Annotated in this window: 23 protein-coding genes and 1 pseudogene; 11 read left to right on the forward strand and 13 right to left on the reverse strand. The window is 71.8% G+C overall.

Features of this window, described 5'->3' with window-relative positions; genetic code table 11:
- Positions 1-30 precede the first annotated feature (30 nt).
- From ACZ5C2_RS00065 to ACZ5C2_RS00080, 4 genes are all read left to right on the forward strand, one after another.
- Positions 31-1032 carry a C40 family peptidase gene (locus tag ACZ5C2_RS00065; protein ID WP_468784828.1) on the forward strand — a complete coding sequence of 334 codons (1002 nt, stop codon included), beginning with the start codon at positions 31-33 and terminating at the stop codon, positions 1030-1032.
- A 212-nt stretch (positions 1033-1244) separates the two neighbouring features.
- Entirely contained in the window at positions 1245-1958 is a 714-nt protein-coding gene (locus ACZ5C2_RS00070; RefSeq protein WP_468784830.1) for a phosphatase PAP2 family protein, read from the forward strand.
- 581 nt (positions 1959-2539) lie between these two features.
- Positions 2540-3382: an SCO4651 family lipoprotein gene (locus ACZ5C2_RS00075; RefSeq protein ID WP_468784832.1), complete on the forward strand. Its 843-nt coding sequence runs from the start codon at positions 2540-2542 to the stop codon at positions 3380-3382.
- A 96-nt stretch (positions 3383-3478) separates the two neighbouring features.
- Entirely contained in the window at positions 3479-3658 is a 180-nt protein-coding gene (locus ACZ5C2_RS00080; RefSeq protein ID WP_468784833.1) for a hypothetical protein, read from the forward strand.
- A 14-nt stretch (positions 3659-3672) separates the two neighbouring features.
- On the opposite strand, the gene ACZ5C2_RS00085 is transcribed toward ACZ5C2_RS00080, so the two are convergent.
- A complete protein-coding gene (locus ACZ5C2_RS00085) occupies positions 3673-4086 on the reverse strand; it encodes a metal-sensitive transcriptional regulator (protein ID WP_468784835.1) in 414 nt (137 codons plus the stop codon).
- Between the two features lie 239 nt (positions 4087-4325).
- Here ACZ5C2_RS00085 and ACZ5C2_RS00090 point away from each other — a divergent pair, with 239 nt between their 5' ends.
- Together ACZ5C2_RS00090 and ACZ5C2_RS00095 are read left to right on the forward strand one after the other, a co-directional pair.
- Complete coding sequence (locus ACZ5C2_RS00090) at positions 4326-4946, forward strand: DUF47 domain-containing protein (RefSeq protein ID WP_468784836.1); 621 nt, start codon at positions 4326-4328, stop codon at positions 4944-4946.
- A 7-nt stretch (positions 4947-4953) separates the two neighbouring features.
- Positions 4954-5952, forward strand: a complete 999-nt coding sequence (locus tag ACZ5C2_RS00095; protein WP_468784838.1) for an inorganic phosphate transporter — start codon at positions 4954-4956, stop codon at positions 5950-5952.
- 145 nt (positions 5953-6097) lie between these two features.
- On the opposite strand, the gene pstB is transcribed toward ACZ5C2_RS00095, so the two are convergent.
- From pstB to ACZ5C2_RS00150, 11 genes and pseudogenes are all read right to left on the reverse strand, one after another.
- Positions 6098-6874, reverse strand: coding sequence for a phosphate ABC transporter ATP-binding protein PstB (gene pstB / locus ACZ5C2_RS00100; protein WP_468784840.1), 777 nt, complete (start codon positions 6872-6874; stop codon positions 6098-6100).
- A gap of 48 nt (positions 6875-6922) precedes the next feature.
- On the reverse strand, positions 6923-7984 hold the full coding sequence (gene pstA / locus ACZ5C2_RS00105; RefSeq protein ID WP_468784842.1) for a phosphate ABC transporter permease PstA: 1062 nt from the start codon (positions 7982-7984) through the stop codon (positions 6923-6925).
- Positions 7981-8985 carry a phosphate ABC transporter permease subunit PstC gene (gene pstC / locus ACZ5C2_RS00110; RefSeq protein WP_468784844.1) on the reverse strand — a complete coding sequence of 335 codons (1005 nt, stop codon included), beginning with the start codon at positions 8983-8985 and terminating at the stop codon, positions 7981-7983. The genes pstA and pstC overlap by 4 nt, the downstream gene beginning before the upstream one ends.
- A 133-nt stretch (positions 8986-9118) precedes the next feature.
- Positions 9119-10246, reverse strand: coding sequence for a phosphate ABC transporter substrate-binding protein PstS (gene pstS / locus ACZ5C2_RS00115; protein WP_468784845.1), 1128 nt, complete (start codon positions 10244-10246; stop codon positions 9119-9121).
- A gap of 264 nt (positions 10247-10510) precedes the next feature.
- Complete coding sequence (locus ACZ5C2_RS00120; RefSeq protein WP_468784846.1) at positions 10511-10972, reverse strand: NUDIX hydrolase; 462 nt, start codon at positions 10970-10972, stop codon at positions 10511-10513.
- Positions 10973-11086: 114 nt separating this feature from the next.
- A complete protein-coding gene (locus ACZ5C2_RS00125; RefSeq protein WP_468785734.1) occupies positions 11087-12244 on the reverse strand; it encodes a CHAD domain-containing protein in 1158 nt (385 codons plus the stop codon).
- Positions 12245-12319: 75 nt separating this feature from the next.
- A pseudogene (locus ACZ5C2_RS00130) lies at positions 12320-12850 on the reverse strand (CHAD domain-containing protein); the annotation flags it as partial.
- The gene (locus ACZ5C2_RS00135; protein ID WP_468784848.1) at positions 12831-15197 is read right to left on the reverse strand and encodes an RNA degradosome polyphosphate kinase; all 2367 of its coding nucleotides are present in this window, start codon (positions 15195-15197) and stop codon (positions 12831-12833) included. The gene ACZ5C2_RS00135 and the pseudogene ACZ5C2_RS00130, both read right to left, overlap by 20 nt.
- Before the next feature lie 796 nt (positions 15198-15993).
- On the reverse strand, positions 15994-17013 hold the full coding sequence (locus ACZ5C2_RS00140; protein ID WP_468784849.1) for an ABC transporter permease: 1020 nt from the start codon (positions 17011-17013) through the stop codon (positions 15994-15996).
- Positions 17010-17900 (reverse strand): ABC transporter ATP-binding protein, encoded by an 891-nt coding sequence (locus tag ACZ5C2_RS00145; protein WP_468784851.1) that lies wholly within the window; start codon positions 17898-17900, stop codon positions 17010-17012. Before ACZ5C2_RS00145 ends, ACZ5C2_RS00140 begins: the two co-directional genes overlap by 4 nt.
- Positions 17897-18340: a GntR family transcriptional regulator gene (locus ACZ5C2_RS00150; protein ID WP_399975824.1), complete on the reverse strand. Its 444-nt coding sequence runs from the start codon at positions 18338-18340 to the stop codon at positions 17897-17899. The genes ACZ5C2_RS00145 and ACZ5C2_RS00150 overlap by 4 nt, the downstream gene beginning before the upstream one ends.
- Positions 18341-18450: 110 nt before the next feature.
- Between ACZ5C2_RS00150 and ACZ5C2_RS00155 the strand changes: the two genes are divergently transcribed.
- From ACZ5C2_RS00155 to ACZ5C2_RS00175, 5 genes are all read left to right on the forward strand, one after another.
- Positions 18451-19011 (forward strand): RNA polymerase sigma factor, encoded by a 561-nt coding sequence (locus tag ACZ5C2_RS00155; protein WP_468784852.1) that lies wholly within the window; start codon positions 18451-18453, stop codon positions 19009-19011.
- The gene (locus ACZ5C2_RS00160; protein WP_468784854.1) at positions 19008-19859 is read left to right on the forward strand and encodes a zf-HC2 domain-containing protein; all 852 of its coding nucleotides are present in this window, start codon (positions 19008-19010) and stop codon (positions 19857-19859) included. Before ACZ5C2_RS00155 ends, ACZ5C2_RS00160 begins: the two co-directional genes overlap by 4 nt.
- A gap of 469 nt (positions 19860-20328) precedes the next feature.
- Positions 20329-21189 carry an ABC transporter ATP-binding protein gene (locus ACZ5C2_RS00165; RefSeq protein WP_468784856.1) on the forward strand — a complete coding sequence of 287 codons (861 nt, stop codon included), beginning with the start codon at positions 20329-20331 and terminating at the stop codon, positions 21187-21189.
- Positions 21186-22703 carry an ABC transporter permease gene (locus ACZ5C2_RS00170; protein ID WP_468784858.1) on the forward strand — a complete coding sequence of 506 codons (1518 nt, stop codon included), beginning with the start codon at positions 21186-21188 and terminating at the stop codon, positions 22701-22703. The genes ACZ5C2_RS00165 and ACZ5C2_RS00170 overlap by 4 nt, the downstream gene beginning before the upstream one ends.
- A complete protein-coding gene (locus ACZ5C2_RS00175) occupies positions 22700-23443 on the forward strand; it encodes an ABC transporter (protein ID WP_468784860.1) in 744 nt (247 codons plus the stop codon). The genes ACZ5C2_RS00170 and ACZ5C2_RS00175 overlap by 4 nt, the downstream gene beginning before the upstream one ends.
- Here the strand turns inward: ACZ5C2_RS00175 and mshD are convergent.
- Entirely contained in the window at positions 23403-24425 is a 1023-nt protein-coding gene (mshD, locus tag ACZ5C2_RS00180) for a mycothiol synthase (RefSeq protein WP_468784862.1), read from the reverse strand. The genes ACZ5C2_RS00175 and mshD overlap by 41 nt on opposite strands.
- Between the last annotated feature and the right edge of the window lie 149 nt (positions 24426-24574).

Here is a 24574-nt window from a genome sequence, read left to right on the forward strand (position 1 = left end):
AACCGGTGCGCGGTAGGGGAGAGTTGGAGCGTGCGAAAGGTATGGGTGGCCGGTGGCGCCGCCATCGGGCTGGGGCTGAGCTTCGTCATGCTGCTCGTCGTCGGCGTCTACGTCGTCGCCGGCAACCTCGTCAACGGTGTGGGCGGTGCGGGCAAGGCACTCGCCAAGGGGTCGGTTCCCGCCGCGTACCAGACGCTCGTTCAGAAGTGGGGCAACCTCTGCCCGGCCATCAACCCGGCGTTGCTCGCCGCGCAGCTCTACCAGGAGAGCGGGTGGGATCCGGACGTCGTCAGCCACGCGGACGCGCGCGGTATCGCCCAGTTCATTCCCGGCACCTGGGCCGCCCATGGCATCGACGGGGACGGCGACGGCGACCGTGACATCTGGGACCCGAATGACGCGATTCCGTCGGCGGCGTCGTACGACTGCGAACTCGCGAAGTACGTGAAGGGCGTCCCCGGGGACGTGACGAACAACATGCTCGCCGCCTACAACGCGGGGGCATACCGGGTCATCAGGTCGGGCGGGGTTCCCGCGATCAGCGAGACGCAGAACTACGTCAAGCGCATCCGGGCTCTGGAGAAGAGTTTCGCCGCGCCGGTCGGTCGGGTCGACCCGTCGAAGCAGGCGGCGGGAGCCATCGCGTACGCGCAGAAGAAGCTCGGGACCCTGTATCTCTGGGGCGGCAACGGCACCCCTGAGCAGGGCGGACGCTTCGACTGCTCGGGGCTGACCAAGGCGGCGTACGAGAGTGTGGGGATCACGCTGCCGCGCGTGGCGAACGACCAGTACAACGCGGGGCCGCATCCGAAGCGGGAGGAGCTGCTCCCCGGTGATCTGGTGTTCTTCTCGGACGACCTCACCAATTCACGGGCCATCCGGCATGTGGGCATCTATGTCGGCGGCGGGTACATGATCGACGCGCCCCGCACGGGTGCCGTGATCCGATTCGACCCGATCGACACTCCTGATTACTTTGGTGCCACCCGTGTCACCGAAGATGGCGCGAAAGCACTCCCCACGACGGTGTGAGCGGAGCGTTAACCCTCCCCCTGAGCTGCGGAGATGCATCTCTCTTCGATAACGTCTGCGTGATCATTCGGTGGAGCGTGGAACGTATCAACGGGGACCGTGCGTTCCTGTTGTCGTAGCCGAGCCGATGAGCGGATCTACGGACCACGGGGGTGGTTGAAGGCGGCGTGCGCACTGCGCGCCGGGAGATATGACGAAGGGGCCGCAGCACCATGGCTGGACTCGCCGATTCCGGGTCGAACCCCGACGTCGACCTGCTCTATGACATCAACGGCCTCGCCAAGGACGCGCCGCCGTGGTTCGACCACACCATGGAGTTCGTGGGTGAGTTCGGCATCCTGTTCGCCCTGTTGGGGATGCTGGTGTGGTGCTGGTGGGGCGTCAGGCAGCGGGGCGGCGAGGACGCGGCCCCGACCGTGGCGGCCCTCGTGTGGGCCCCGCTGGCGGCGGGCGTCGCGGTGCTGGTGAACGTGCCGATACGAGGCTTCGTGGAGCGGCCCCGGCCCTTCAACGACCACGAGGGGCTCGAGGTCCTGGTCGACGGCAAGACCGACTACTCGTTCGTCAGCGACCACGCGACGCTCTGCATGGCGCTGGCGGTGGGGCTGTTCCTGGCCAACCGGCGGCTCGGGATCATCGGCCTGGTGTTCGGGCTGCTGGGCGGGTTCATCCGGGTCTACATGGGCGTGCACTATCCGACGGACGTCGTGGGCGGTCTCGCCCTCGGTACGGCCGTCGCCCTGCTGCTGTCGCCGCTCGCCATGGCTCTGCTGACCCCGCTGATGCGGGCGATCGAGCGGTCGCCGCGGGGCGGGTGGCTGATTGCCGCTCAGAGGCGGCACGAACGGGGGCGGACGGGGTACGGAGCGCGGAACGGGTCGGCGGGCAGTGGGGCCGATCCGGACGAGCGGGATCTGGCGGCGTGATCTCGTCGTTCTCGCAGAAGTGTCTGACGGCCCGTCCGGGTGTCCGGGCGGGCCGTTCGGGTGTCCGGGCGGGCCGTTCGGGTGTCCGGGCGGGCCGTTCGGGTTCCCGGGAAGTCCTTTTCGGTGTGCCGGGGCCGGGCGGGAGGTGTCGCCCGCCCCGGCGACAGCGCGGTGCCTGCCCCCGCTCGGCCTCGCTCGATCGGGGGAGACTCCCCGTGCCCTCCCGTGCCCGCCCGTGCCGCCCTGGGGGTACCTCCCAGGCGCTCGAGGCACTGGGGGAGGCACGACTGCCCGAGGTGGGCGGGGTGCGGTGTGTCACCCGGGGGTGTGGAGTTGAGCGTCTTTTCTTGCCTGGCTTCTGGCCCTTCTGGCGGGGCCCTTCCAGCCACAGGTGCAGCGGGCCGTGCAGAAGCGGCCCTGTTCGGTGGTGGTCGTGGTGTGTCGGCCGGGGGCCGGCTCGTCGTCCTCGTCAGGCACCCGACCACGGTAGCGCCCGGAGTGCCGGCGTGACGGGGCTCCTTACCGGTCGTTGACCCCGTCGACGGAGCGGCCCGTGTGGGACGGAGCGGGGGTAGGCAGGCATGACTCGACGACGGCGGCACAGGCGGATGCGTGGTGGGGTGGCTGTGGTCGGGGTCGTGTGCTGTCTGGGGTTCGGGGGTGTGGGCTGCGCGCGCGGTGATGCCCTGGCCCAGGGGGCGCCCGCCGGGGATCCGGTGCAGGCGTTGCGGGAGGCCGCCGGGGTGCTCGTGGACGCCGGGAGTTCCAAGGCGCGTACGTCCCTGGAGATGGCCACCGGCGGGACCCGGGTCACCATCCGGGGCGAGGGGGTCTACGACTACCGCAGGCGGCTCGGGCGGCTGAAGGTGCTGCTGCCGCAGGATCCCGCGGGGGGCACCGTACGGCGACCCATCACCGAACTGCTCGCTCCCGGAGCTCTGTTCATGAAGAACAGGGGTGCCGGGGTGCCCGCCGACAAGTGGGTGCGGGTGGACACCGGGACGCTGTCCGACGGGAACCTCGTCACCGGTGGGGCCACCGATCCGTTCGCCGCCGCCGAGGTGCTGCGCGGGACGCGGTCGGCGACGTTCGTCGGGCGGACCGAGGTCGCGGGGACGAAGGTGCGCCACTACCGGGGAACCGCCGACCTGAAGGAGGCCGCGCGGGCGGCCTCGGACGCGAACCGGGGACCGCTGGACGCGGCGGCGAAAGGGTTCGCCACCGCCCGGGTGCCGTTCGACGCCTACCTCGACGACCAGGGGCGGATCCGCAAGGTCCGGCACCGGTTCAGTTTCGTCAACGGCGGGCAGGACGAGCCCGTCGCGGTCGCCTCGACGACACTGCTGTACGAGTTCGGGTTCCCGGCCGACGTACGGCTGCCCGAGGCCGAGGACATCTACGCCGGCCGCATCGCCGAGGAGTGAGCAGCCCGGAGTGACCGGCGCGAACTAGCCCTTCCGTGCCATGCGCGGTGCGTACGACGCTCCCTACTCTAGGAAGTCGGTGACGACGGAGATGAGGTGAGGCGCGTGGCTCCGCTCGGGAGCGGGACGGTTCAGGACCGCGTGGCACTCGCCGAGATCGAGCTGTGCGGGGACCTGATCATCGCCGCATCCGCCGCCGAGGACCGGCTCAGCCTGGAGAGCATCGACGAGGTGCTGCGGGTGGCCGAGGCCAGGACGGAGTCCGCGGAGGACTGAGACAGCCGGTCGGCTCAGGTGCGCAGCATGCGGGCGATGGCCTGGGTCGCCTCCTTGACCTTCGCGTCGATCTCGTCGCCGCCCTTCACGGCGGCGTCGGCGACGCAGTGGCGCAGGTGCTCCTCCAGCAGTTGCAGCGCGAACGACTGCAGGGCCTTGGTGGAGGCGGACACCTGGGTGAGTATGTCGATGCAGTAGACGTCCTCGTCGACCATCCGCTGCAGTCCACGGATCTGGCCCTCGATGCGGCGCAGGCGTTTGAGGTGTTCCTGCTTCTGCTTGTGGTAGCCGTGGACGCCGCGGTCGTGATCGGTCACGACCTCTCCGATGTCCCCGGTGTCCGTCGATTCCGTGACGTTCGCGACGTCCGTCGCATCCATCGCATCCGGGGAGGAGGGTGCGTTCGCGCCGGTTTCGGTGGTCGTCATCGCGTCCTCCTGCGGTGATGGTGGCTGATATATACCCCTGGCGGGTATATGGTACCGAACTTTGCTGGGTATAGGCCTGATGGCCAATGACCTGCTCCACGGCCGGAAACGGACCTCGGACCGCCCCCGTGTTCATCACTCTGCCTGATGGGCGACACTGGGGAGCGGCCCGATACGCGTGGCCGGATGGTGCGCCTAGCATCAGCCTGACCGACACCGATGCAGACCGAGGACCCCACGTGCGCTTTCGTCTGACCCCCAGGGAGACGAGCTTCTACGATATGTTCGCCGCGTCCGCGGACAACATCGTCACGGGCTCCAAGCTCCTGATGGAACTGCTCGGGGCGGACACCTCCGCCCGGGCCGAGATCGCAGAGCGTATGCGGGCCGCGGAACACGCCGGTGACGATGCCACACATGCGATCTTCCACCAGCTGAACTCCTCGTTCATCACGCCCTTCGACCGCGAGGACATCTACAACCTCGCGTCCTCCCTCGACGACATCATGGACTTCATGGAGGAGGCCGTCGACCTGGTCGTCCTCTACAACGTCGAGGAACTGCCCAAAGGCGTCGAGCAGCAGATCGAGGTGCTGGCACGGGCCGCGGAGCTCACCGCGGAGGCCATGCCGCATCTGCGCACCATGGAGAACCTCACCGAGTACTGGATCGAGGTCAACCGTCTGGAGAACCAGGCCGACCAGATCCACCGCAAACTGCTGGCCCACCTCTTCAACGGCACGTACGACGCCATCGAGGTGCTGAAGCTCAAGCAGATCGTGGACGTACTGGAAGAGGCGGCCGACGCTTTCGAGCACGTGGCGAACACGGTGGAGACCATCGCGGTCAAGGAGTCCTGAACCTTTCATGGACACCTTTGCACTGGTCGTGACCATCGGGGTCGCGCTCTTCTTCACGTACACCAACGGTTTCCACGATTCGGCGAACGCGATCGCCACGTCCGTGTCGACGCGGGCGCTCACGCCCCGGGTGGCGCTCGCGATGGCGGCCGTGATGAACCTCGCCGGCGCGTTCATGGGCTCCGGGGTCGCCAAGACCGTCAGTGAGGGTGTGATCCAGACACCCGAGGGGTCGAAAGGGATGGGGATCCTCTTCGCCGCGCTGGTGGGAGCGATCGTCTGGAACCTGATCACCTGGTACTTCGGGCTGCCGTCGTCGTCGTCACACGCGTTGTTCGGGGGCATGGTCGGGGCCGCGCTGGCCGGTGGGACGACGGTCTACTGGAACGGGGTGCTCGACAAGATCGTCATTCCGATGTTCGTTTCGCCGGTGGTCGGTCTGCTCGCCGGGTACCTGGTGATGACCGCGATCATGTGGATCTTCCGGCGGGCCAATCCGCACAAGGCCAAGCGGGGCTTCCGTATCGCGCAGACGGTGTCCGCGGCGGGTATGGCGCTCGGGCACGGTCTGCAGGACGCGCAGAAGACGATGGGCATCGTGGTGATGGCGCTGGTCATCGCCGATGTCGAGGAGTACGGCGATCCGATTCCGGTGTGGGTGAAGATCGCTTGTGCGCTGATGCTGTCCGCGGGGACGTACGCGGGCGGCTGGCGCATCATGCGGACGCTGGGGCGGAAGATCATCGAGCTGGATCCGCCGCAGGGGTTCGCCGCGGAGACCACTGGGGCCTCGATCATGTTCGGGTCGGCGTTCCTGTTTCACGCGCCGATCTCCACCACGCATGTGATCACGTCGGCGATCATGGGTGTGGGGGCGACGAAGCGGGTCAACGCCGTGCGGTGGGGGGTCGCCAAGAACATCGTTCTCGGGTGGTTCATCACCATGCCGGCGGCGGGGGCGGTTGCCGCGTTGTCGTACGGGGTTGTGCAGTTGGCGCTTTTGTAGGTGGGGTGGCCGCGCCTGGCTGGGTCGGGCTGAGCCGGGCCCGGTCGCGCGACCCGGTGTTACGTGGAAGGGCCCGCCCCCGGTTTCGGGGGCGGGCCCTCTGGCCTCGCGGTGGCACCGCCATGCAGCACCGCGAGGGGTTCGGTCAGCCGAAGCGGCCGGAGATGTAGTCCTCGGTGGCCTGGACGGACGGGTTGGAGAAGATGCGCTCCGTGTCGTCGATCTCGATCAGCTTGCCCGGCTGGCCGACGGCCGCCAGGTTGAAGAACGCGGTGCGGTCGGAGACGCGGGCCGCCTGCTGCATGTTGTGCGTCACGATGACGATCGTGAACTGCTCCTTCAGCTCACCGATCAGGTCCTCGATCGCGAGGGTGGAGATCGGGTCCAGGGCGGAGCACGGCTCGTCCATCAGCAGGACGTTCGGCTCGACCGCGATGGCGCGGGCGATGCAGAGGCGCTGCTGCTGACCGCCCGAGAGGCCCGAGCCGGGCTTGTTCAGGCGGTCCTTGACCTCGTTCCAGAGGTTCGCGCCCCGGAGGGACTTCTCGACGACGTCGTCCAGCGCGGACTTCTTGTACTTGCCGTTCAGGCGCAGGCCCGCCGCCACGTTGTCGTACACCGACATGGTGGGGAACGGGTTCGGTCGCTGGAAGACCATGCCGACCTCACGCCGCACCGCCACCGGGTCGATGCCGGCGCCGTACAGGTTCTCGTCGTCGAGCATGACCTTGCCCTCGACCCGGCCGCCCGGCGTCACCTCGTGCATGCGGTTGAGCGTGCGCAGGAAGGTGGACTTGCCGCAGCCGGACGGGCCGATGAAGGCCGTCACGGAACGGGGCTCCACGGTCATCGAGATGTCCTCGATGGCCAGGAAGGAGCTGTAGTAGGCGTTGAGGCCGCTGACATCGATGCGCTTGGCCATGTGAATCACTGCTTCTTTCGGGTCGCTGACTGTTTCGCCTTGGCCGCGTCAGCGACCGGTCTTCGGGGCCTTCCAGCGGGCGATGCCCTGGGCCACGAGGTTGAGGATCATGATGAACGCGATGAGCGTCAGGGCCGCCGCCCAGGCACGGTCGTAGGCCGCGCCGGAGCCCGCGCTGTTCATGTACTGCAGGTAGATGTACATCGGCAGCGACGCCTGGGGGTCCTTGAACGGGTTGGTGTTGATGTAGTTCGTGACCCAGACCAGCAGCAGCACGGGGGCGGTCTCACCGGTGATGCGGGCGACGGCGAGCATCACGCCGGTGGTGATGCCGCCGATCGACGTCGGCAGGACCACCTTCAGGATGGTGCGCCACTTCGGCACACCCAGCGCCAGCGACGCCTCGCGCAGCTCGTTCGGGACGAGCTTGAGCATCTCCTCGGTGGAGCGCACGACGATCGGGATCATCAGGATCGACAGGGCCATGGATCCGGCGAAGCCTGAGGGGCCCATCTGCAGGATCAGCACCCAGAGGCTGAGGATGAACAGACCCGCGACGATCGACGGGATGCCCGTCATGACGTCGACGAAGAAGGTGACGGCCTTGGCGAGCCTGCCGCGGCCGTACTCGACCAGGTAGATCCCGGTGAGCACACCGACCGGCACGGAGATCAGGGCGGCGAGGCCGACCTGCTCCAGGGTGCCGAGGATGGCGTGGTAGATGCCGCCACCGGGCTCGGTGTCGGCGACCACGCCCATGGAGTGGGTGAGGAAGTAGACATCGAGGACCTTCACGCCACGCTCGACCGTCTCCCAGATGAGGGAGGCCAGCGGGATGACGGCCAGCAGGAAGGCCACCCACACCAGGCTGGTCGCGGTGCGGTCCTTGGCCTGGCGGCTGCCCTCCACCTTCGCGGAGATGCCGTAGGACAGGACGACGAACAGGAGCGCGGCGATCAGGCCCCACTGGATGTCGCTGTGCAGGCCGGCCGCGGAACTGATGCCGAGCCCGAGGGCGACCGAGCCGGCGGCGACCGCCCAGGAGAACCACTTGGGCAGGGTCGCACCGCGCAGGGAGCTCTGCTTGGGGGAGAGGGTTGCGTGGCTCATGCGTTGGCCCCCGAGTACTCCTTGCGGCGGGCGATGATCAGCCGGGCCGCGCCGTTGACCAGCAGGGTGATGACGAAGAGGACCATGCCGGAGGCGATCAGCGCGTCCTGGCCCATCACGGTGGCCTCGTTGAACTTGCTGGCGATGTTCTGGGCGAAGGTGCCGCCGCCCGGGTCGAGCAGGCTGGCGTCGATGTCGAAGCTCGGCGAGAGCACCATGGCCACGGCCATCGTCTCGCCGAGCGCGCGGCCGAGGCCCAGCATCGAGGCGGAGATGACACCGGAGCGGCCGAAGGGGAGGACCGACATGCGGATGACCTCCCAGCGGGTGGCGCCGAGGGCCAGGGCCGCCTCCTCGTGCATCCGCGGGACCTGCCGGAAGACCTCGCGGCTGACGTTGGTGATGATCGGCAGGATCATCAGCGCGAGCAGGATGCCCACGGTGAGCAGCGAGCGGGCGGGGCCGCCCTCCCAGGCGAAGACGCCGGTCCAGCCGAGGTACTCGTCGAGCCAGCTGTAGAGGCCGCTCATGTGCGGCACCAGGACGAGGACGCCCCACAGGCCGTAGACGATGGACGGGACGGCGGCGAGCAGGTCGACCACGTAGCCGATCGGACCGCCGAGGCGGCGGGGGGCGTAGTGCGTGATGAACAGGGCGATGCCGACCGAGATCGGGACCGCGATCACCATCGCGATCACCGACGACACGACGGTACCGAAGACGAGGACCGCGATGCCGAACTCCGGCGGGATGCCGGCGGGGTTCCACTCGAAGGACGTGAAGAAGTTCGCCTCGTTCTTGCCGATGGCTATGGAGGCGCGGTAGGTCAGGAAGGCCGCGATCGCGGCCATGAGGACCAGGACGAAGATGCCGGATCCGCGGGAGAGCCCGAGGAAGATCCGGTCACCGGGGCGGGTGGCACCCCGGGCGGCGCGCTTGTCCTCGGGCGCCGCCGGTGTGGGTGCGGGGGGAGCGGTGGGTTTCTGTGTGGTGATGTCCATCGGGTTCTCCGGTCTGCGGAGCCACCGGGGCGGGCGGCTCGGTCGGAGCCGTCCGGGGGCCGGGGGCTCCTGATGGCGGTGCACCGGACGGTGCGGACCGGCTCCGTGGTCGGGGCCGGTCCGCACTCTTGGGTCAGGCGAGGCCCGAGATGGTCTCGCGGACCTTGGTGATGATCTCCTCGGGCATGGGCGCGTAGCCGGCGTCGGCGAGCACACCCTGGCCCTCCTCGGAGGCCATGTAGTTCAGGAAGGACTTGGTGGCGGGCAGGGTCTCCGACTTGTTGCCCTTGTCGCAGACGATCTCGTACGTCACCAGGACGATCGGGTAGGCGCCGTCGGTGGACGGGGTGTAGTCCAGCTCCAGGGCCAGGTCCTTGCCGGTGCCGACGACCTTGGCGGCGCCGATCGCCGCGGTGGCGTTCTCGATGGTGGCCTCGACCGGCTCGGCGGCCTCGGTCTTGATGTCGACGGTCTTGAGGCCGTCCGAGGCGTAGGAGAGCTCGAAGTACGAGATGGCACCCGAGGTCTGCTTCACCTGCTGGGCCACGCCGGAGGAACCCTGCGCGGACTGGCCGCCCTCGGCCTCCCAGGACTTGCCCGGCTCGTACTTCCAGTCCTTGGGCGCGGCGGCCTTCAGGTACTTGGTGAAGTTGTCCGTGGTGCCGGACTCGTCGGAGCGGTGGAAGGCCTGGATCTTGAGGTCGGGAAGCTTCGCCTCGGGGTTGAGCTTCTTGATGGCCTCGTCGTTCCAGTTGGTGATCTTGCTGTCGAAGATCTGCGCGAGGGTCGCCGCGTCCAGGGCGAGGGTGTCGACGCCGGGGACGTTGAAGCCGACCGCGATCGGGCCGCCGACCATCGGCAGGTCGATGCCCTGGCCGCCGGAGCAGATCTTCTTCGAGGCCTCGATCTCCTCGGGCTTCAGCGCGGAGTCCGAACCGGCGAACGCGGTCTGGCCCTGCGTGAAGGCGGTGATGCCCGCGCCCGAACCGGTCGGGTTGTAGTTGACCTGCACGCCCTTGCAGGCCGCGGTGTACTGCTTCACCCAGGCGTCGATGGCGTTCTTCTGCGCGGAGGAGCCGGAGGCCTGGAGCTGGCCCTTGGCGTCACCGCAGTCGATGTTGCCGGCCTGCGCGGTGGCGGAGGCGTCACCGCCGGTGTTGCCACCGGTGTCGTCGGAGCCGCACGCCGTGAGGGCCAGGGCGCCGGAGACGGCGAGAGCACCGAGAGCGAGGGCCCGCCGGTTCTTGCGCTGAAGCTTCACTTGAGTTCCTTCCAGTGGCCGCCGTCCTGAATTCGGCGGCGTGCGAAGTGGGTGATGGGGTCGCCTCTTCTTCTACGGGGCGATCCGCATCGCGTAAGGCCGAAATTAGGCAGAACAGGTGAAGCGTCCGATGGGCGTACATGAACGAGGGGTGAACCCCTGAGGACGGTGCGGTGAGGTCACGGAACGCTCACGTCGAGGACACGGGGTGATACCGGCGTCAGCAGGTCGTCGGCCGTCGGGAAGACCCGTGTGCCCGGGCGGTCACCGCGCCGGGCGGAGGGTGGCGAGGAAGGCGTCCACGAGGTCGGCGTCGCCGGGGCGGGTGAGGCGGGCGCGGGCGGCGTCTGGGGGGAGCCAGAGGACGCGGTCCACCTCGTCGTTGGGGGTGAAGGTGCCGGCGACGGCTTCGGCGGCCCAGTAGCGGACCCGCTTGGGCCGGCCGTTCGCCAGATAGCGGGCGGTGGGGAGCACGGCGGCCGGTACGGCGGTGTGGCCCGTCTCCTCGGCGACCTCGCGCAGGGCGCAGGCCAGCGGGTCCTCGCCCCGCTTGAGCTTGCCCTTGGGCCAGGACCAGTCGTCGTACTTGGGCCGGTGGACGAGGCACAGTTCGAGCGTGCCGGTCACGGGGGAGCGGCGCCACAGGACGCAGCCCGCGGCCTGGACGGTGAGGGTGCGGTTCGTTCCGCCGGGGGTGGAGCCGGGGGTGGAGCCGAGGGTGCTCACCGTGTGCCTCCCTGTGCCTGTCCATTGCCTGTCCGTGTCTGCCGGTCCCGCCCTGTGTCTGCCGGTCCCGCCCTGTGTCTGCCCGTGCCTTCCCTGTGGCTGCCGGCGTCCTCCCTACGGGGTACCGAGGGCTTCCTTCTGCCAGGCGCGCTGGAACGCGTACCGCGCCGCCTCCACCTCGTGCCGCTGATCGGCGTGCAGCACGCCCAGCGCGTACGCCGTGGCGGGGGCGATCCGTGGGGTGCGGGCCGCATGCGCCGCGGCGGTGGCCGCCTCGGAGGCGTCGCGGTGCCGGTCGAGCGCCTCGCCGGCGGCGAGAAGACGGAGGCCGGGGCCGGTGGCGAGGACCTCGCGGGCGTAGCGGTGCAGTCGCAGCAGGAGCCGGACCTGGTGCCAGGGGGCGTCCTGGGGGTGCGGGGAGGGATCCGGGGAGAGCCCGTGGATCAGTGCCTCCGCGTTGTACGGGCTGCCCGCCGTGAGCAGCGGCAGCGCGGCGACCGCGTCGGCGAGCCGCTCGCGCGCGGCGTCGGCCGGCAGACGCAGGTCGGTGCCGTCGGCCGCCGGGGACAGCGGCACCTCGCTGGCGAGTAAGGCGACCTTGTCGGCGATTCCGTGGAACCGGGAGGAGCCGAGCGCCTGCAGCGCGGTGGAGTGCGCCCGGGTCCGGGCCAGCGTCAGCTGCCGGTCCAGCAGGGCACCGGCCTTGGCCGCACCGACGGTGAGATTCCCCCGGTCCGGCGCGGGCACGGGCCTCACGGCACGGTCGCCCGCGGGGGCGGCCACTCCGGTGCGGGGCCCATCGGCGGCGGTGGCCGTCGCGGTGGCGGTCGCGGTGGCGGTCGTGGTGCGCCGGGTCGCGCCGGTGACTCCGTCGGTCGCGGGGACGGCCCGGGAAGGGCCGGGAGCAGGGTCCGCCCCGCCGCCGGCTGTGCCGCCGGGGGCACGCGGGACGGTACCGGTCGTTCCGGGCGTGGAGTGCCGGGCCGCGACCGACGTACGGGTGGCCACGGGGCGTCGGGCACCCGGGGCCGCCTCACTGCCGGTGCCGGTGCCGGTGCCGGTCGCGGTGCGCCGGGCCGTGTCGGTGGCGGCCGCGCCGGGGTCGCGGCCGGGTGCGGTCGCGGTGCGGCCCGGGGTGCCGTCGGTTGTGGAGGGTGCCGAGGCGCCCGGGGCCGGGACCCTCGCACCGGGGGGCGCGGCGGCCGAGGCGTCGGTGCGGCTCGCGCCCGAAGGCGCCCGCGTCGCACGGGTCGCGGCGCCGTCGGGGTGGATGGGGGCCGTGTCTGCGGTGTCGGGGGCCGCGGTGGTGGCGTGGGGGGCGGTGGCCGGGTCGTCGGCTGGGTGGAGTGCCGCGTGGGTCGTGGCCGTGGCGGCGTCCGGGCGGGCCGGAGTCGTCGGGTCGGAGGGCCGGGCGCCCGGGTGGCCGTCGGCAGGCCTGCGCGGCGCGGTCGTGGTGCGGGCGGCCGTGCCCCGGGTGGGCGCCGGGTCCGGTGCCTTCGTGCTCTGGGACGGCAACGGTGCCGCACCCGACAGGCGGTGCAGGGCCAGGAGGAGCTGGTCCAGGCGGGCGGCGTAGGCGTGTTCCTGGGCCAGGATGCCGGACACCCAGGCCAGTTCGGGCCGCAGCGCCTCCGACCAGCCGGGGTCGAGGACCGGCTGGAAGGTGTGGAGGCTGGCGCTGATGCGGCGGGCCGCGCGGCGTAGCGCGCGGGCCGCCTCGGCGGAGTCCTCCGACGCCGCCGCACCCGCACCGGTCTCCCGGTGGAGGCGCAGCGCGCGGAGGAACTCGGTCGCCTGGGCCCGCAGATAGCCGGCCAGGGCGTCCGCCGGTACGGGACCGGTCACGGGGTCCGTCGGTTCAAGGTGCTGCTGGGCCACGCCGGCGCCTCCGGGCGTCTATGAGCATCTCCTGGACGTTGCGCAGGGGCTGGCCCTCCGCGTCCGTCGAGTGCCGGGTCCACTCGCCGTCCGGGCCGAGGTGCCAGGACGCCGTGGTGTCGGACATGCCGGTCTCCAGCAGCCGGTTGAGCGCGGCGCGGTGGGCCGGATCGGTGATACGCACCAGCGCCTCGATACGGCGGTCGAGGTTGCGGTGCATCATGTCCGCGCTGCCGAACCACACCTCGGGCTCACCGCCGTTGCCGAAGGAGAAGACACGGGAGTGCTCGAGGAAGCGGCCGAGGACGGACCGTACCCGGACGTTCTCCGACAGCCCTTCGACGCCGGGCCGGATCGCGCAGATACCGCGCACCCAGATGTCCACCGGCACGCCCGCCTGCGACGCCCGGTAGCAGGCGTCGATGACGGCCTCGTCGACCATCGAGTTGACCTTGATGCGTACGTACGCGGGCCGCCCGGCACGATGGTGCTGGGCCTCCTTGTCGATCCGCGAGACCAGGCCGTCCCGCAGGGACTTGGGGGCGACCAGGAGGCGCCGGTAGGTCTCGCGGCGGGAATAGCCGGAGAGGCGGTTGAACAGGTCGGAGAGGTCCGCGCCGACCTGCGGGTCGGCGGTGAGCACGCCGAGGTCCTCGTAGAGACGGGCCGTCTTCGGGTGGTAGTTGCCGGTGCCGACGTGGCTGTAACGCCGTAGCGTCTCGCCCTCCTGACGGACCACCAGGGACAACTTGCAGTGGGTCTTCAGACCGACCAGGCCGTAGACGACGTGGCAGCCCGACTCCTCCAGCTTGCGCGCCCACTTGATGTTGGCGTGCTCGTCGAAGCGGGCCTTGATCTCGACCAGGACGAGGACCTGCTTACCGGACTCGGCGGCGTCGATGAGCGCGTCGACTATGGGGGAGTCGCCGGACGTCCGGTACAGGGTCTGCTTGATGGCGAGGACGTCCGGGTCGGCCGCCGCCTGCTCCAGGAACGCCTGCACGGAGGTGGAGAACGAGTCGTAGGGGTGGTGCAGCAGCACGTCCCGGCTGCGCAGTGCGGCGAAGATGTCGGGCGGGGACGCCGACTCCACCTCCGCCAGGTCGCGGTGCGTGCCCGCGATGAACTTCGGGTACTTCAGCTCCGGCCGGTCCAGGCTGTGGACGCGGAAGAGACCGGTGAGGTCGAGCGGACCCGGCAGCGGGTACACCTCGGCCTCGCCCACCTTCAGCTCGCGCACCAGCAGGTCGAGCACCTCACGGTCGATGGACTCCTCGACCTCCAGGCGCACCGGCGGCCCGAAGCGGCGCCGCATGAGCTCCTTCTCCAGGGCCTGGAGCAGGTTCTCCGCGTCGTCCTCCTCGACCTCGAGGTCCTCGTTGCGGGTGAGCCGGAACGCGTGGTGCTGGAGCACCTCCATGCCCGGGAACAGCTCCTCCAGGTGGGCGGCGATCACGTCCTCGAGGGGGACGTAGCGGCCGGGTGAGCTCTCCAGGAAGCGGGACAGCAGCGGCGGCACCTTCACGCGGGCGAAGTGCTTGTGGCCGGTGACCGGGTTGCGTACGACGACGGCCAGGTTCAGCGACAGGCCGGAGATGTACGGGAAGGGGTGCGCCGGGTCGACCGCGAGGGGGGTGAGGACCGGGAAGATCTGGTGCCGGAAGAGGGTGAAGAGCCGGGCCTGCTCCTTCTCCGCCAGCTCGTTCCAGCGGACCAGGTGGATGCCCTCCTCCGCGAGGGCGGGGGCGACGTCCTCGTGGTAGCAGGCGGCGTGCCGGGCCATCAGCTCGCGGGAGCGGGCCCAGATCATCTCCAGCACCTCGCGCGGCTGGAGACCGGAGGCGGAGCGGGTGGCGACTCCGGTGGCGATACGGCGCTTCAGGCCGGCCACGCGGACCATGAAGAACTCGTCCAGGTTGCTGGCGAAGATCGCGAGGAAGTTCGCCCGCTCCAGCAGCGGGGTGTCGGGATCCTCGGCCAGTTCCAGCACGCGTTCGTTGAAGGCGAGCCAGCTGCGTTCCCGGTCGAGGAAGCGGCCCTGCGGCAGCGGGGCGCCGTCGTTCGGCGTCTCCTCGTACCCGTCGAGGTCCGCGTCGATGTCGGGTTCCAGGTCGGAGACCACTCCGGCCACGGTGTGCGGGCGGTGGGCGGCGATGGAGCCCACGGAGGGCTGCGGGTGCTGTACCTGTGCCTGGGCGTTGGGCTGGCTCATGACCCCATTCTTCCGCGCCGGAGGCGTCACGGGCGCGTCGGAGAGCGCGGGTGGGAGCGGTGGTGGCCCTGAGGCGTCCCCGTTCCCCCCGTTCACCCGTCGGGGCGGTGCAGGCTCTGGCACGGCGGGATGCATGGGCCGAGCGTCGCAAGCCTGTCTGAATCAACGGTTACGGAGACATGACGTGCGGGATAGCGGGGAGCGGCTCGCGGGGTGGCGCGGGGCCCGTGCGGGCGGCTCGCGGGGTGGGGCTCGGAGATGGGCGCGGGATGGCCCGTGCGGGCGGCTCATGAGGGGGCGGGCCTGCGGGGTGGCATGTGAGCGTGCCGTGGGGTGGCGTGGGGGCGGACTGTGCGGGCGGCTCACGAGGGGCGGGCTGTGGCGTGGCTCGCGGGTGGCGCGGAGTGGCCCGTGCGGGCGGGTGCGCGGGGGTGGCGTGCGGGCGTGGCTCACGAGGGGGCGGGTCTGCGGGGTGGCATGTGAGCGGCCGGTGGGGGTGTGCGGGGGCTGGGGGGCTTTCACCGCTCCCCGCACACCCCCGCACACCCCCACGTGCCTGCAATCCCACGGTCGCCCGGTCTGCCGCCCCAGCAGGTCATACCCCTCATGAGCCCGCCTCGCGTCGGCGGGGGCGTGCGGGGCTCCGGTGCGCGGCCGGTCCGGCCTCCGGTGAACGCGGTGACCGCGAGGCGGCCGACGTGTCCGGTCGGCTCGCTGTGGCGGAGGGCCTCGACGACGTCCACACAGGTCCACGGAACGCCGGCGATCGAGCTCCGCCGCGCGCACCGCGTCCACGGTGATCTCGTTCAGCCGCACCGGCCGGCCGGTGCGGCCCGCGACCGACCCACCCCGGACCGGCACGGCGGTGCGCCGCACCGCAGCACGGTGCGGGACAGTCGCGCCCGTGCCGCCGTACTCGTCCCCGTACCGCCTATCCGGCGTTCCGCCGCGCCGTGCCGGTGCGGTGGCGCAGCAGGCGGAAGGCCGCGTAGGCCAGCAGCGCGGCGACGGCCAGCAGGATGCCGGAGGTGACCAGCTGGAGCGGCCAGTAGTGGGTGGCGGGGTGGAACTCGCGGTAGAAGCTGACGGCGTCGACGTCCGCCAGTGCCGCCTCGCACTCGGGCACTATGCCGTTGTAGCAGGGAACGGCCAGCCGGTCGCCGTCGGCGGTCAGGATGCCTTCGCCGATCCAGAGGCCCGTCCCGTCCGGGCCGTCCCGCAGGCCGCTGACCTTGGTGACCGCGGGCCACAGATGCGGCATGGCGGCGTCGACGGCCACCCAGAGCGCTCCGAGCGCTACGGCGGCCGTGGCGAGTGCGGTCAGGGCGCGGCGCAGCAGCAGCCCCGCGAGGGCGCCCGCGGCCAGTCCGGCCAAGGCGAAGGCCACCGGGACGATGCCGTTGGCGTAGAAGGTGGCGGTCTCGGACCACGACGGGACGCTGTCGACGCGGCCGTGAGCCTCCTTCCAGGCCAGACGGTGCAGCCAGACCAGCAGGCCCGTCGCGGCGACGGCCAGTGCGGCAGGGAAGGCCAGCCGGGAGGCCAGCCAGCGGGTCGGCGAGACGCCCTGGGTCCAGGCGAAGTGGGCCGTGCCGGACTCCGTCTCACGGCCGGTCAGTGCGCCGCCTGCCCAGGCGGCGATCAGGAACGGCACGGCGAGCACGGCGACGGTCGTGTAGTTGTACACGTCGTCGTAGCGGACGACCGCGTCCTGGTCGTAGGCGCAGAGAGAGTTGCCGGCGCAGGCGTTGTACTGCTTCCAGGCCGCCCCCGAGGCGTCGGTCAGCGGGCCGCCGAGCCACAGCAGCGCCGCGCCGGTCAGCAGGACGAGCGCCGCACCGGCGAGGAGGGCCGGACGGTGCAGCCGTATCAGCCAGCGCAGCTGGCGGGGGGCGTGGGCCGGGCCGGCGGCGGTGGGCACGGTCGGGGTGGTGGTCGGGGTGGTGCTCACGCGGCGGCCTCCGTGGTGTCGGGCGCCGAGGCCAGGGCGGGGGCGCCCGGGTTGCGCAGGTAGGACAGGACGAGCTCCTCCAGGGACGGCGCGGCGGTGCGCCAGTCGCCGGGCAGCGGTCCGGCCGGGCGGAGCAGCGCGCTGAGCTGGCGGCCGGTGGTGCGGGACTCGACGACCTCGTGCGGGGTTAGCTCGGTCTTCGCCGGGGCGGAGACGCGGGTGTGGGCGGCCAGCAGGTCGTCGATCTCGCCGGCGAGACGGACCTGGCTGGCGCCGATCAGCAGCAGATGGTCGCAGGAGTCCTCCAGCTCGGCGACGACGTGCGAGGACATCACGATCGTCGTGCCGTGTAGGGCGGCCTGCCCCATCAGTACGCCCATCAGCTCGTGCCGGGCCAGCGGGTCGAGATCGGCCATCGGCTCGTCCATGAGCAGCAGCTCGGGCCGCTTGCCCAGGGCGAGGGCGAGGGCCACGCGGGTGCGCTGGCCGCCGGAGAGCGCGCGGATCCGCTGTTGTGGGTCCAGGTCGCCGCCGGCCACGATCTGCCCGGCGGTGGCGGCGTCCCAGCGGCCCGGGTTCAGATCGGCGCCCATGCGCAGCGTCTCGGCGATGCTGAGCTGCGGGTACAGCGGCTTGTCCTGGTTGACAAAGCCGACCCGGGCGCGGGCCGTCGCCGGGTTCGTGCCGAGGACGGTGGCCGTGCCCTCAGTGGGGGCCAGCAGTCCGGCGGTGATGGCGAGCAGCGTGGACTTGCCCGCGCCGTTGGGGCCGACGACGGCGCAGACGCGGCCGGCGGGCAGCCGGAAGGAACAGTCGCGCAGCGCCCAGCCGGCGCGTCGGCCGAAGCGCTTGCCGAGCGCGTCCGCCTCGATGGCAGGGACGGTCATGACGGGTCTCCCTGAGAGGTATTCGGATGTGCGGGGTCCAGTGTTCGTGCGGAGTCCGGCGGTCGGGCCGGGTAGTGGGTCTCGAGTACGGCGGTGAAGAATGCGGCGACGTCCTCCCGCTCAAGCCCGGCCTCGCGGGCCCGGGACGCCCAGTCCTCCAGCTCCGCGCGCAGCGGGGAGTCGGTGGGGGCGGTACCCAGGGAGCGCCGTACGAAGGTGCCGAGGCCGCGCCGGGCGTCGACCAGGCCCTCACGCTCCAGCTCGCGGTAGGCCTTCAGCACGGTGTTGGGGTTGACGGCGGTCGCTTCGACGACCTCGCGGGCCGTGGGCAGTTTGTCACCGGGTGCGAGCAGGCCCAGACGCAGCGCCTGTTTGGTCTGCTGGACGATCTGGACGTAGGTGGCCACGCCGCTGTGCCGGTTGATGTGGTATTCGACCACTCGGCAAACACCCTTCCACTAGTTAAGTAGTGAAAGAGTGATGCGGTGAGGTGCAAAAGTCAAACCGCGGTCCCGTGAACCGATCGGCGGGGCTCGGCCGATGAGGAGACGTGAGCGAAACGAGAAGCGACGGGGAACTGCTGCGCGCCGTCGCGGCGGACGGTGACCGCCGCGCCTTCGAGGAGCTGTACCGGCGGTACGCGCCGTGGCTGACCGCCCGGATGCGCGGCCGGTGCGCCGACGCGGGCATCGTCGACGACGTCGTCCAGGAGACGTTCCTCGCGGTGTGGCGCGGCACGGCCCGATACCGGGAGCACACCGAGGGCGCGGCGGGCGCGGACGCCGCCGGGTGGCTGTGGCGGATCGCCTCGCGCCGGCTGGTCGACGCCCTGCGCGGTGCCGGCGCGCGCGGCCGGCTGCGGGGGACCCTCGCCCGGCTGCGGCACCGTGACGAGGCGTCGGCGGAGGAACGCGTGCTCGCGGGGGTGGAGCACGGGGACCTCGCCGGTGCCCTGGTCCGGCTGTCGCCGGAGCTGCGCGCGGTGCTCCAGGCCACGGTCGTCGACGGGCTGACCACCCGTGAGGCCGCCGTCCTGCTCGGCATTCCGCCGGGCACGGTCAAGACACGGGCGATGCGGGCCCGCAGGCAACTCCGGGAGGCGCTGGCATGACGGACGCGACAACGGGCTGGCACGTACCGGCGGAAGACTTGCGGGCCTATGCCCGGGGCGACTTGGAAGCACCCATGCTCTGGTCCGCCGACACCCACCTCACCGCATGCGACCACTGCCGGGCCGTCCTCGCCGACGCCTGCGACCCCGCCGCCCTCGACGCCGGCTGGGCACGCCTGGACGCCGAACTCGACGCGCCCCGGCCCGGGTTGCTGGAGTCCCTGCTCCTGCGGCTCGGCGTCGCCGACCACACCGCACGGCTGCTCGCGGCCACCCCGGCACTGCGCCGCTCCTGGCTCGGCGCGCTGATCGCCGTCCTCCTGCTCACCGTGACGGTCGCCGCCGGCCAGGACGCCACCGGTAACCCCACCCTCTTCCTCGCCCTCGCACCGCTGCTGCCCCTCGCCGGGGTCGCGCTGTCGTACGGGCCCCGGCTGGACCCGACGTACGAGATGGCGGTCGTCGCCCCGATGCACGGCTTCCGGTTGCTGATGGTCCGCACGGTGGCGGTACTCGGTGCCGGTCTCGGCCTCAACGGGCTGGCCACCCTCGCCCTGCCCGGGTACGGACTGCGCGCCCTGGCCTGGCTGCTGCCCGCCCTCGCCCTCACCGCGACCGCCCTCGCGCTCACGGCCCGGCTGGGCCCGGTGCTCGCGCCGTCCCTCGTAGGTGGCGGCTGGGTCGCGCTGCTGCTCATGGCGGACGTGGCCCGGGCCGGCGAGGACGGCCCGCTCGCCCCGTTCACCGCGGCCGGTCAGGGTGTGTCGGCGGTGGTCGCCGTACTCGCCGCCGGGCTGCTCGTCCTGCTCCGCGACCGCTTCGACCTCAGCCGGGGGAACGCGGCCTGAACACCCCTGATGCCTACCCGGCCGGGACACGGTGGCCGGCGCCCGGCCCCTGCCCACCGGATCAACGCCATCCGCCCGCCCACGACTTCTGCCCGGCCGGGGTGATGCGTCCCGTCCGCCCACGACTTCTGTCCGGCCGGGGTGATGCGTCCCGTCCGCCCACGACTTCCGCCCGGCCAGGACAACGCGTCCTGACCGCCCGACTTCTGTCCGGCCGGGGTGATGCGTCGCGTCCGCCCACGACTTCTGTCCGGCCAGGACAACGCGTCCTGACCGCCCGGCTCCTGCCCGGCCGGGGTGATGCGTCGCGTCCGCCCACGACTTCTGTCCGGCCAGGACAACGCGTCCCGGCCACCCGCATCTGCTGCCAGCCAGGACAACGCGGTCCGGCCAACCCGACTCGTTCCCGCCGGGGAACCGCGCCCGGTGCCCGGCCGCCCCGCCCTCCCCTACCTGTACGGAGTTCCGTATGACCGCCACCGTCTCCGCCTCCGGGCTGAGCCTCCACTACGGCCGCACCCGCGCCCTCGACGACGTGTCCCTGCGGTTGTCGGCCGGCGTCACTGGGCTGCTCGGGCCCAACGGCGCGGGCAAGACCACGCTGCTGCGGGTCCTCGCCACCGCCGTACCCGCCGACCGCGGTGCCTTCACCGTGCTCGGCCATGACCCCGGCACCTCGCGCGGCCGACAGGAGGTCCGGCGCCACCTCGGCTATCTGCCGCAGACCCCCGGCTTCCACCCCGACTTCACCTCCTTCGAGTTCGTCGACTACGTGGCGATCCTCAAGGAGCTCACCGACCGCACCGCCCGGCACCGTGAGGTGCGGCGGGTGCTCGACGAGGTCGGCCTCGGTGACGTGCGCGGCAAACGCATCAAGAAGCTCTCCGGCGGGATGCGGCAGCGGGTGGCGCTGGCGGCCGCGCTCGTCGGCGACCCCGAGTTCGTCGTCCTCGACGAGCCCACCGTCGGACTGGACCCCGAACAGCGCATGCGCTTCCGGGAGCTGATCGCACGCGCCGGAGAGGGCCGTACGGTGCTGCTGTCCACGCACCAGACCGAGGACGTGGCGATGCTCTGCCACCGGGTGGTGGTGCTGACCGAGGGCGCTGTCCGCTTCGACGGCACCCCCGCCGAGCTGACCGCCCGGGCCGCGGGCCGGGTGTGGAGCAGCGCCGAGCGCGACCCGGGCGCCAAGGCCGGATGGCGCACCGGACTGGGCGCCTTCCGCAACGTGGGCGACCCGCCCACCGGCGCCGACCTGCTCGAACCCACCCTGGAGGACGGCTACCTGCTCACCCTCGACGGCGCGGGCACGGAGGTGACGGCATGACCACGCTGACCGAGACGTCCCCGGCCGCGGTGACGGTCGAACGCCGTGCCTCCTGGGCCGCCGTGTTCACCCTGGCCGGCTTCGAGACCCGCAGACTCCTGCTGCGGGTGCCGGTCCTCGCCGCCTTCGCGGTCTACCTCGCCTGGACCGCCTGGCGCACCCACGACTCGTACGACGGCTACCCCGCGCTGCAGGACGTCGACCGGGCCACCCAGGGCGGGCCCGTGCTCGTCGGCCTCGCGGTGCTGCTGAGCGTCCACCACACCGTGCTGCGCTCCCGCCGGTACCACACCGACCGGCACTTCGCCGTGCTGGTGGTCCAGCCGTGGCGCCGCACGGTCGCGCATCTGCTGTCCGTCGTGCCGGTGGCGCTGCTCGTCGCGCTGTGCGTGGCCGGCCAGTTCACCTGGGAGGCGCTCAAGCCGGGCGCCGTCGGGCACGGCTCACCGGCCGAACTCCTCGTCGGACCGCTGTCCGTGCTGCTGCTCGGCGGGTTCGGCGTGCTGCTGGCCCGGCTGCTGGCCGCGCCCCTCGCCGCCCCGCTGCTGATCGTCTTCTTCCTCCTCTTCTTCTCGCTCACGACGGGGCCCGACAACGAGGGCTGGACGCGGTGGCTGGTACCGGTGGTCGGCGAGAACAGCCTCGCCACCCTCCCCTCCGACCTGCTCGGCCGCCCCGCCGCCTGGCACGCCCTCTACCTCGCCGGCGCCGCCCTGACCGTGGCACTGCTGGCGGTCCTGATCTCCGGGGGCGCCCGGCTGCGGACCGTACAGGCGGGCGTCGCCGGAGCGGTGGCACTGACCCTGGTCGGTGCGGTGGGGCAGTCCCGGGACCTGCCGGAGGAGACGGCCGAGGCGCGCACGCGGGCCACGGTCGCCCCCGAGAAGACGTACACGTGTGTCGAACGGGACGCCACGACGTACTGCGCCTTCCCCGAGTGGGGCCCGCGCACCGGCGACTGGGCGGAGATCGTGGAGGACGTGCGCTCCCACGCGGGAGGCGGTGCCGAGGACCGGCCGCTCGCCGTACGGCAGCGGATCGACGCGCGGTACGGACTGGACGGTGACGCGGCGCTCGCCCCGTCCGCCCGTCCGGGCGAGGTGACCGTCGGCACGGCCTGGGGCGGCAACCGGGTCCCCGAGTTCGCCGTCGCCGTCGCCGGTGTCCTGGTCACGGGGAAGGAGGAGGCGCTGGCCGGGACGTGTGACGGGCGGATCGTCACCGTGATGTGGCTGGCGCTCGCCGACCGCCCCGACCCGGTGGCGGACCTGCGGCGGGTGCGTCTGGACGACAGTGACACGGGTGGGGCGATCGTCATCTCGCAGACGGAGCCGCTGGAGATGACCACCGCGCACACGGAAGTGGTGCGCGAACTGCTGAAACTGCCCCGGGACGAGGCCGCCGCCAGGGTGAAGGACCACTGGGCCGAGCTGACGGCCCCGAAGGTGACGACGGCCCGGGTGGCGCAGGTACTGGGCCTGGAGACGCCGAAGGGGGAGGACACGTGTCTGTGAGCGGCGGATCCGTGACCGGAGGGCCCGCGGCCAAAGGGCCGGTAGCCGGACGGCCCGTGGCCGGACGGTCGGTGGGAGCGGTTCTGCTCCGGCCGGTCGCGCGGACCATGCCCTGGCGGATGATCGCGGCGGCCGCCGGTCTGGGCCTGCTGCTCGCCGCGATCCCGAGGCTGACGGGCGACGAGTCGACCGGCTGGTCGGCCCTGACCGCGCTGCGGGCGTCCGCCGTGGCCTTCGCGCTGGGGGCGGCCTTCCTGCTGGACGACCCGGCCCGGCACACCACGGCCGCCGTCCCCGCCCGGCGCGCCCTCCGCCACGGCCTGCGCCTCGCCCTGATGACCCCGGTCGCCACCCTGTGGTGGACGGCGGCCCTGCTCCTGGTTCCGGAGCCGGTACGTCCTCCCGTCGCCGGCATCACGGTCGAGGCGGCGACGGTCCTGGCGCTCGCCCTGACCGGGTCGGCGCTGGCGGTCCGCCGCGGGGGCAGCACCCGGCCGGGGCAGGCCGTCGCCGGGTTCGTGCTCGCCTCGGCGATCCTGGCGCCGCTGCTGTGCCCCCCGCACTGGGCCATGTTCACGACCCCGGACGACGGGCGGTGGGCGGCCGCCCACGACCGCTGGGCGGTGCTGCTGTGCGCCGTGCTGCTGGCGGGCGCGGTGTGCGCCGCGGAGCCGGTACGGCGCTACACGCTTCGCAGGCCTACGTCTCCGTCCGGTACATCAGATCCGTCTCGTGCGTGACGAAGCCCAGCCGCTCGTAGACGGACACCGCGGCCTTGTTGTCGGCGTCGACGTAGAGCATGGCCGTCGGCAGTCCCCTGTCCGCCAGATACCGCAGGCCGATCGTGGTGAGGGACTTGCCGAGGCCGCCGCCCTGGGCATCGGGGCTCACGCCGAGGACGTACACCTCGCCGAGCCCTTCCGCCTCGTGCACCTTGGTCCAGTGGAAGCCGACGAGCCGGCCACCGTCCCCGTCCCCGTTCTCGGCCCCGTCCCCGTCCCCGTTCTCGGCCCCGTCCCCGTCCCCGTTCTCGGCCCCGTCCCCGTCCCCGTTCTCGGCCTCGGCCTCGGCGAGGAAGAAGCCCTCGGGGTCGAACCACGGCTCGGCCTTGCGGTCGTCGAGGTCGCGCTGGGTGAGTGAGCCCTGCTCGGGGTGGTGGGCGAAGGCGGCGGCGTTCACCGCGAGCCAGGCCGCGTCGTCCTGACCGGGCACGAACGTACGGACGCGCACGCCCTCCGGCAGCACCGGTTCGAGCGTGCCGAGCCCGGCCAACGGCCGCCGCATCTGGCGCAGTTCCCGGAACAGCGTCAGCCCGAGCACCTGCGCCAGATGGCGGGCGGCGGAGTGACCGCCGTGCGCCCACACCCGCAGCCGCTTCCCGGAGGCGGCGAGCAGCGCGTTCCCGAGGGCCCGCCCGTGCCCGTGGCCCCGGTGGGAGGGGTGCACGACCAGTTCGGCGGCCGGCGGCTCCACCGGATCGGTGTCCTCCAACTGGGCGTATCCGACGAGCACGTCGTCGACGAACAGGAGCAGGTGCGAGACGCCCTCCCGCTCCCCGCCGCGCAGTTGCAGCCGCCCCTGTTCTGACACCGCCTGCTGGCCGTCGGTCCGGGCGGCCTCCGCGAGCAGGGCGAGCACCGCCTCGGTCAGCTCGGGGGAGAGCGCGGCGTGGGTCTGGAGGGAACGGGGGCGGCCGGGCCGTGCGAAGTCGTCGCTGGTCATGCGTACGAGAGTAAAGGGACCGCGCGGAAGGGTGGCGCAAAACGGACGACAACGGTGTCGATCGAAGTTACACCAGGATGTAACCCTGAATGGCCTGTCGCGCTACGCGCGTTGACTCTAGGCTGCGCCGGTACCCACTCGTACCCTCA

Source organism: Streptomyces sp. NPDC031365, assembly GCF_055569765.1.

Excerpts from the sequence above, each read along its gene's own strand:
- ACZ5C2_RS00160 (WP_468784854.1), top strand. The coding sequence starts at position 19,008 with ATGACGGACGCGACAACGGGCTGGCACGTACCGGCGGAAGACTTGCGG.
- ACZ5C2_RS00070 (WP_468784830.1), top strand. The coding sequence starts at position 1,245 with ATGGCTGGACTCGCCGATTCCGGGTCGAACCCCGACGTCGACCTGCTC.
- pstB (WP_468784840.1), bottom strand. The coding sequence starts at position 6,874 with ATGGCCAAGCGCATCGATGTCAGCGGCCTCAACGCCTACTACAGCTCC.
- mshD (WP_468784862.1), bottom strand. The coding sequence starts at position 24,425 with ATGACCAGCGACGACTTCGCACGGCCCGGCCGCCCCCGTTCCCTCCAG.
- pstA (WP_468784842.1), bottom strand. The coding sequence starts at position 7,984 with ATGAGCCACGCAACCCTCTCCCCCAAGCAGAGCTCCCTGCGCGGTGCG.
- ACZ5C2_RS00085 (WP_468784835.1), bottom strand. The coding sequence starts at position 4,086 with ATGACGACCACCGAAACCGGCGCGAACGCACCCTCCTCCCCGGATGCG.
- ACZ5C2_RS00135 (WP_468784848.1), bottom strand. The coding sequence starts at position 15,197 with ATGCATCCCGCCGTGCCAGAGCCTGCACCGCCCCGACGGGTGAACGGG.
- ACZ5C2_RS00165 (WP_468784856.1), top strand. The coding sequence starts at position 20,329 with ATGACCGCCACCGTCTCCGCCTCCGGGCTGAGCCTCCACTACGGCCGC.
- pstC (WP_468784844.1), bottom strand. The coding sequence starts at position 8,985 with ATGGACATCACCACACAGAAACCCACCGCTCCCCCCGCACCCACACCG.
- ACZ5C2_RS00145 (WP_468784851.1), bottom strand. The coding sequence starts at position 17,900 with ATGACCGTCCCTGCCATCGAGGCGGACGCGCTCGGCAAGCGCTTCGGC.
- ACZ5C2_RS00170 (WP_468784858.1), top strand. The coding sequence starts at position 21,186 with ATGACCACGCTGACCGAGACGTCCCCGGCCGCGGTGACGGTCGAACGC.
- ACZ5C2_RS00075 (WP_468784832.1), top strand. The coding sequence starts at position 2,540 with ATGACTCGACGACGGCGGCACAGGCGGATGCGTGGTGGGGTGGCTGTG.
- ACZ5C2_RS00095 (WP_468784838.1), top strand. The coding sequence starts at position 4,954 with ATGGACACCTTTGCACTGGTCGTGACCATCGGGGTCGCGCTCTTCTTC.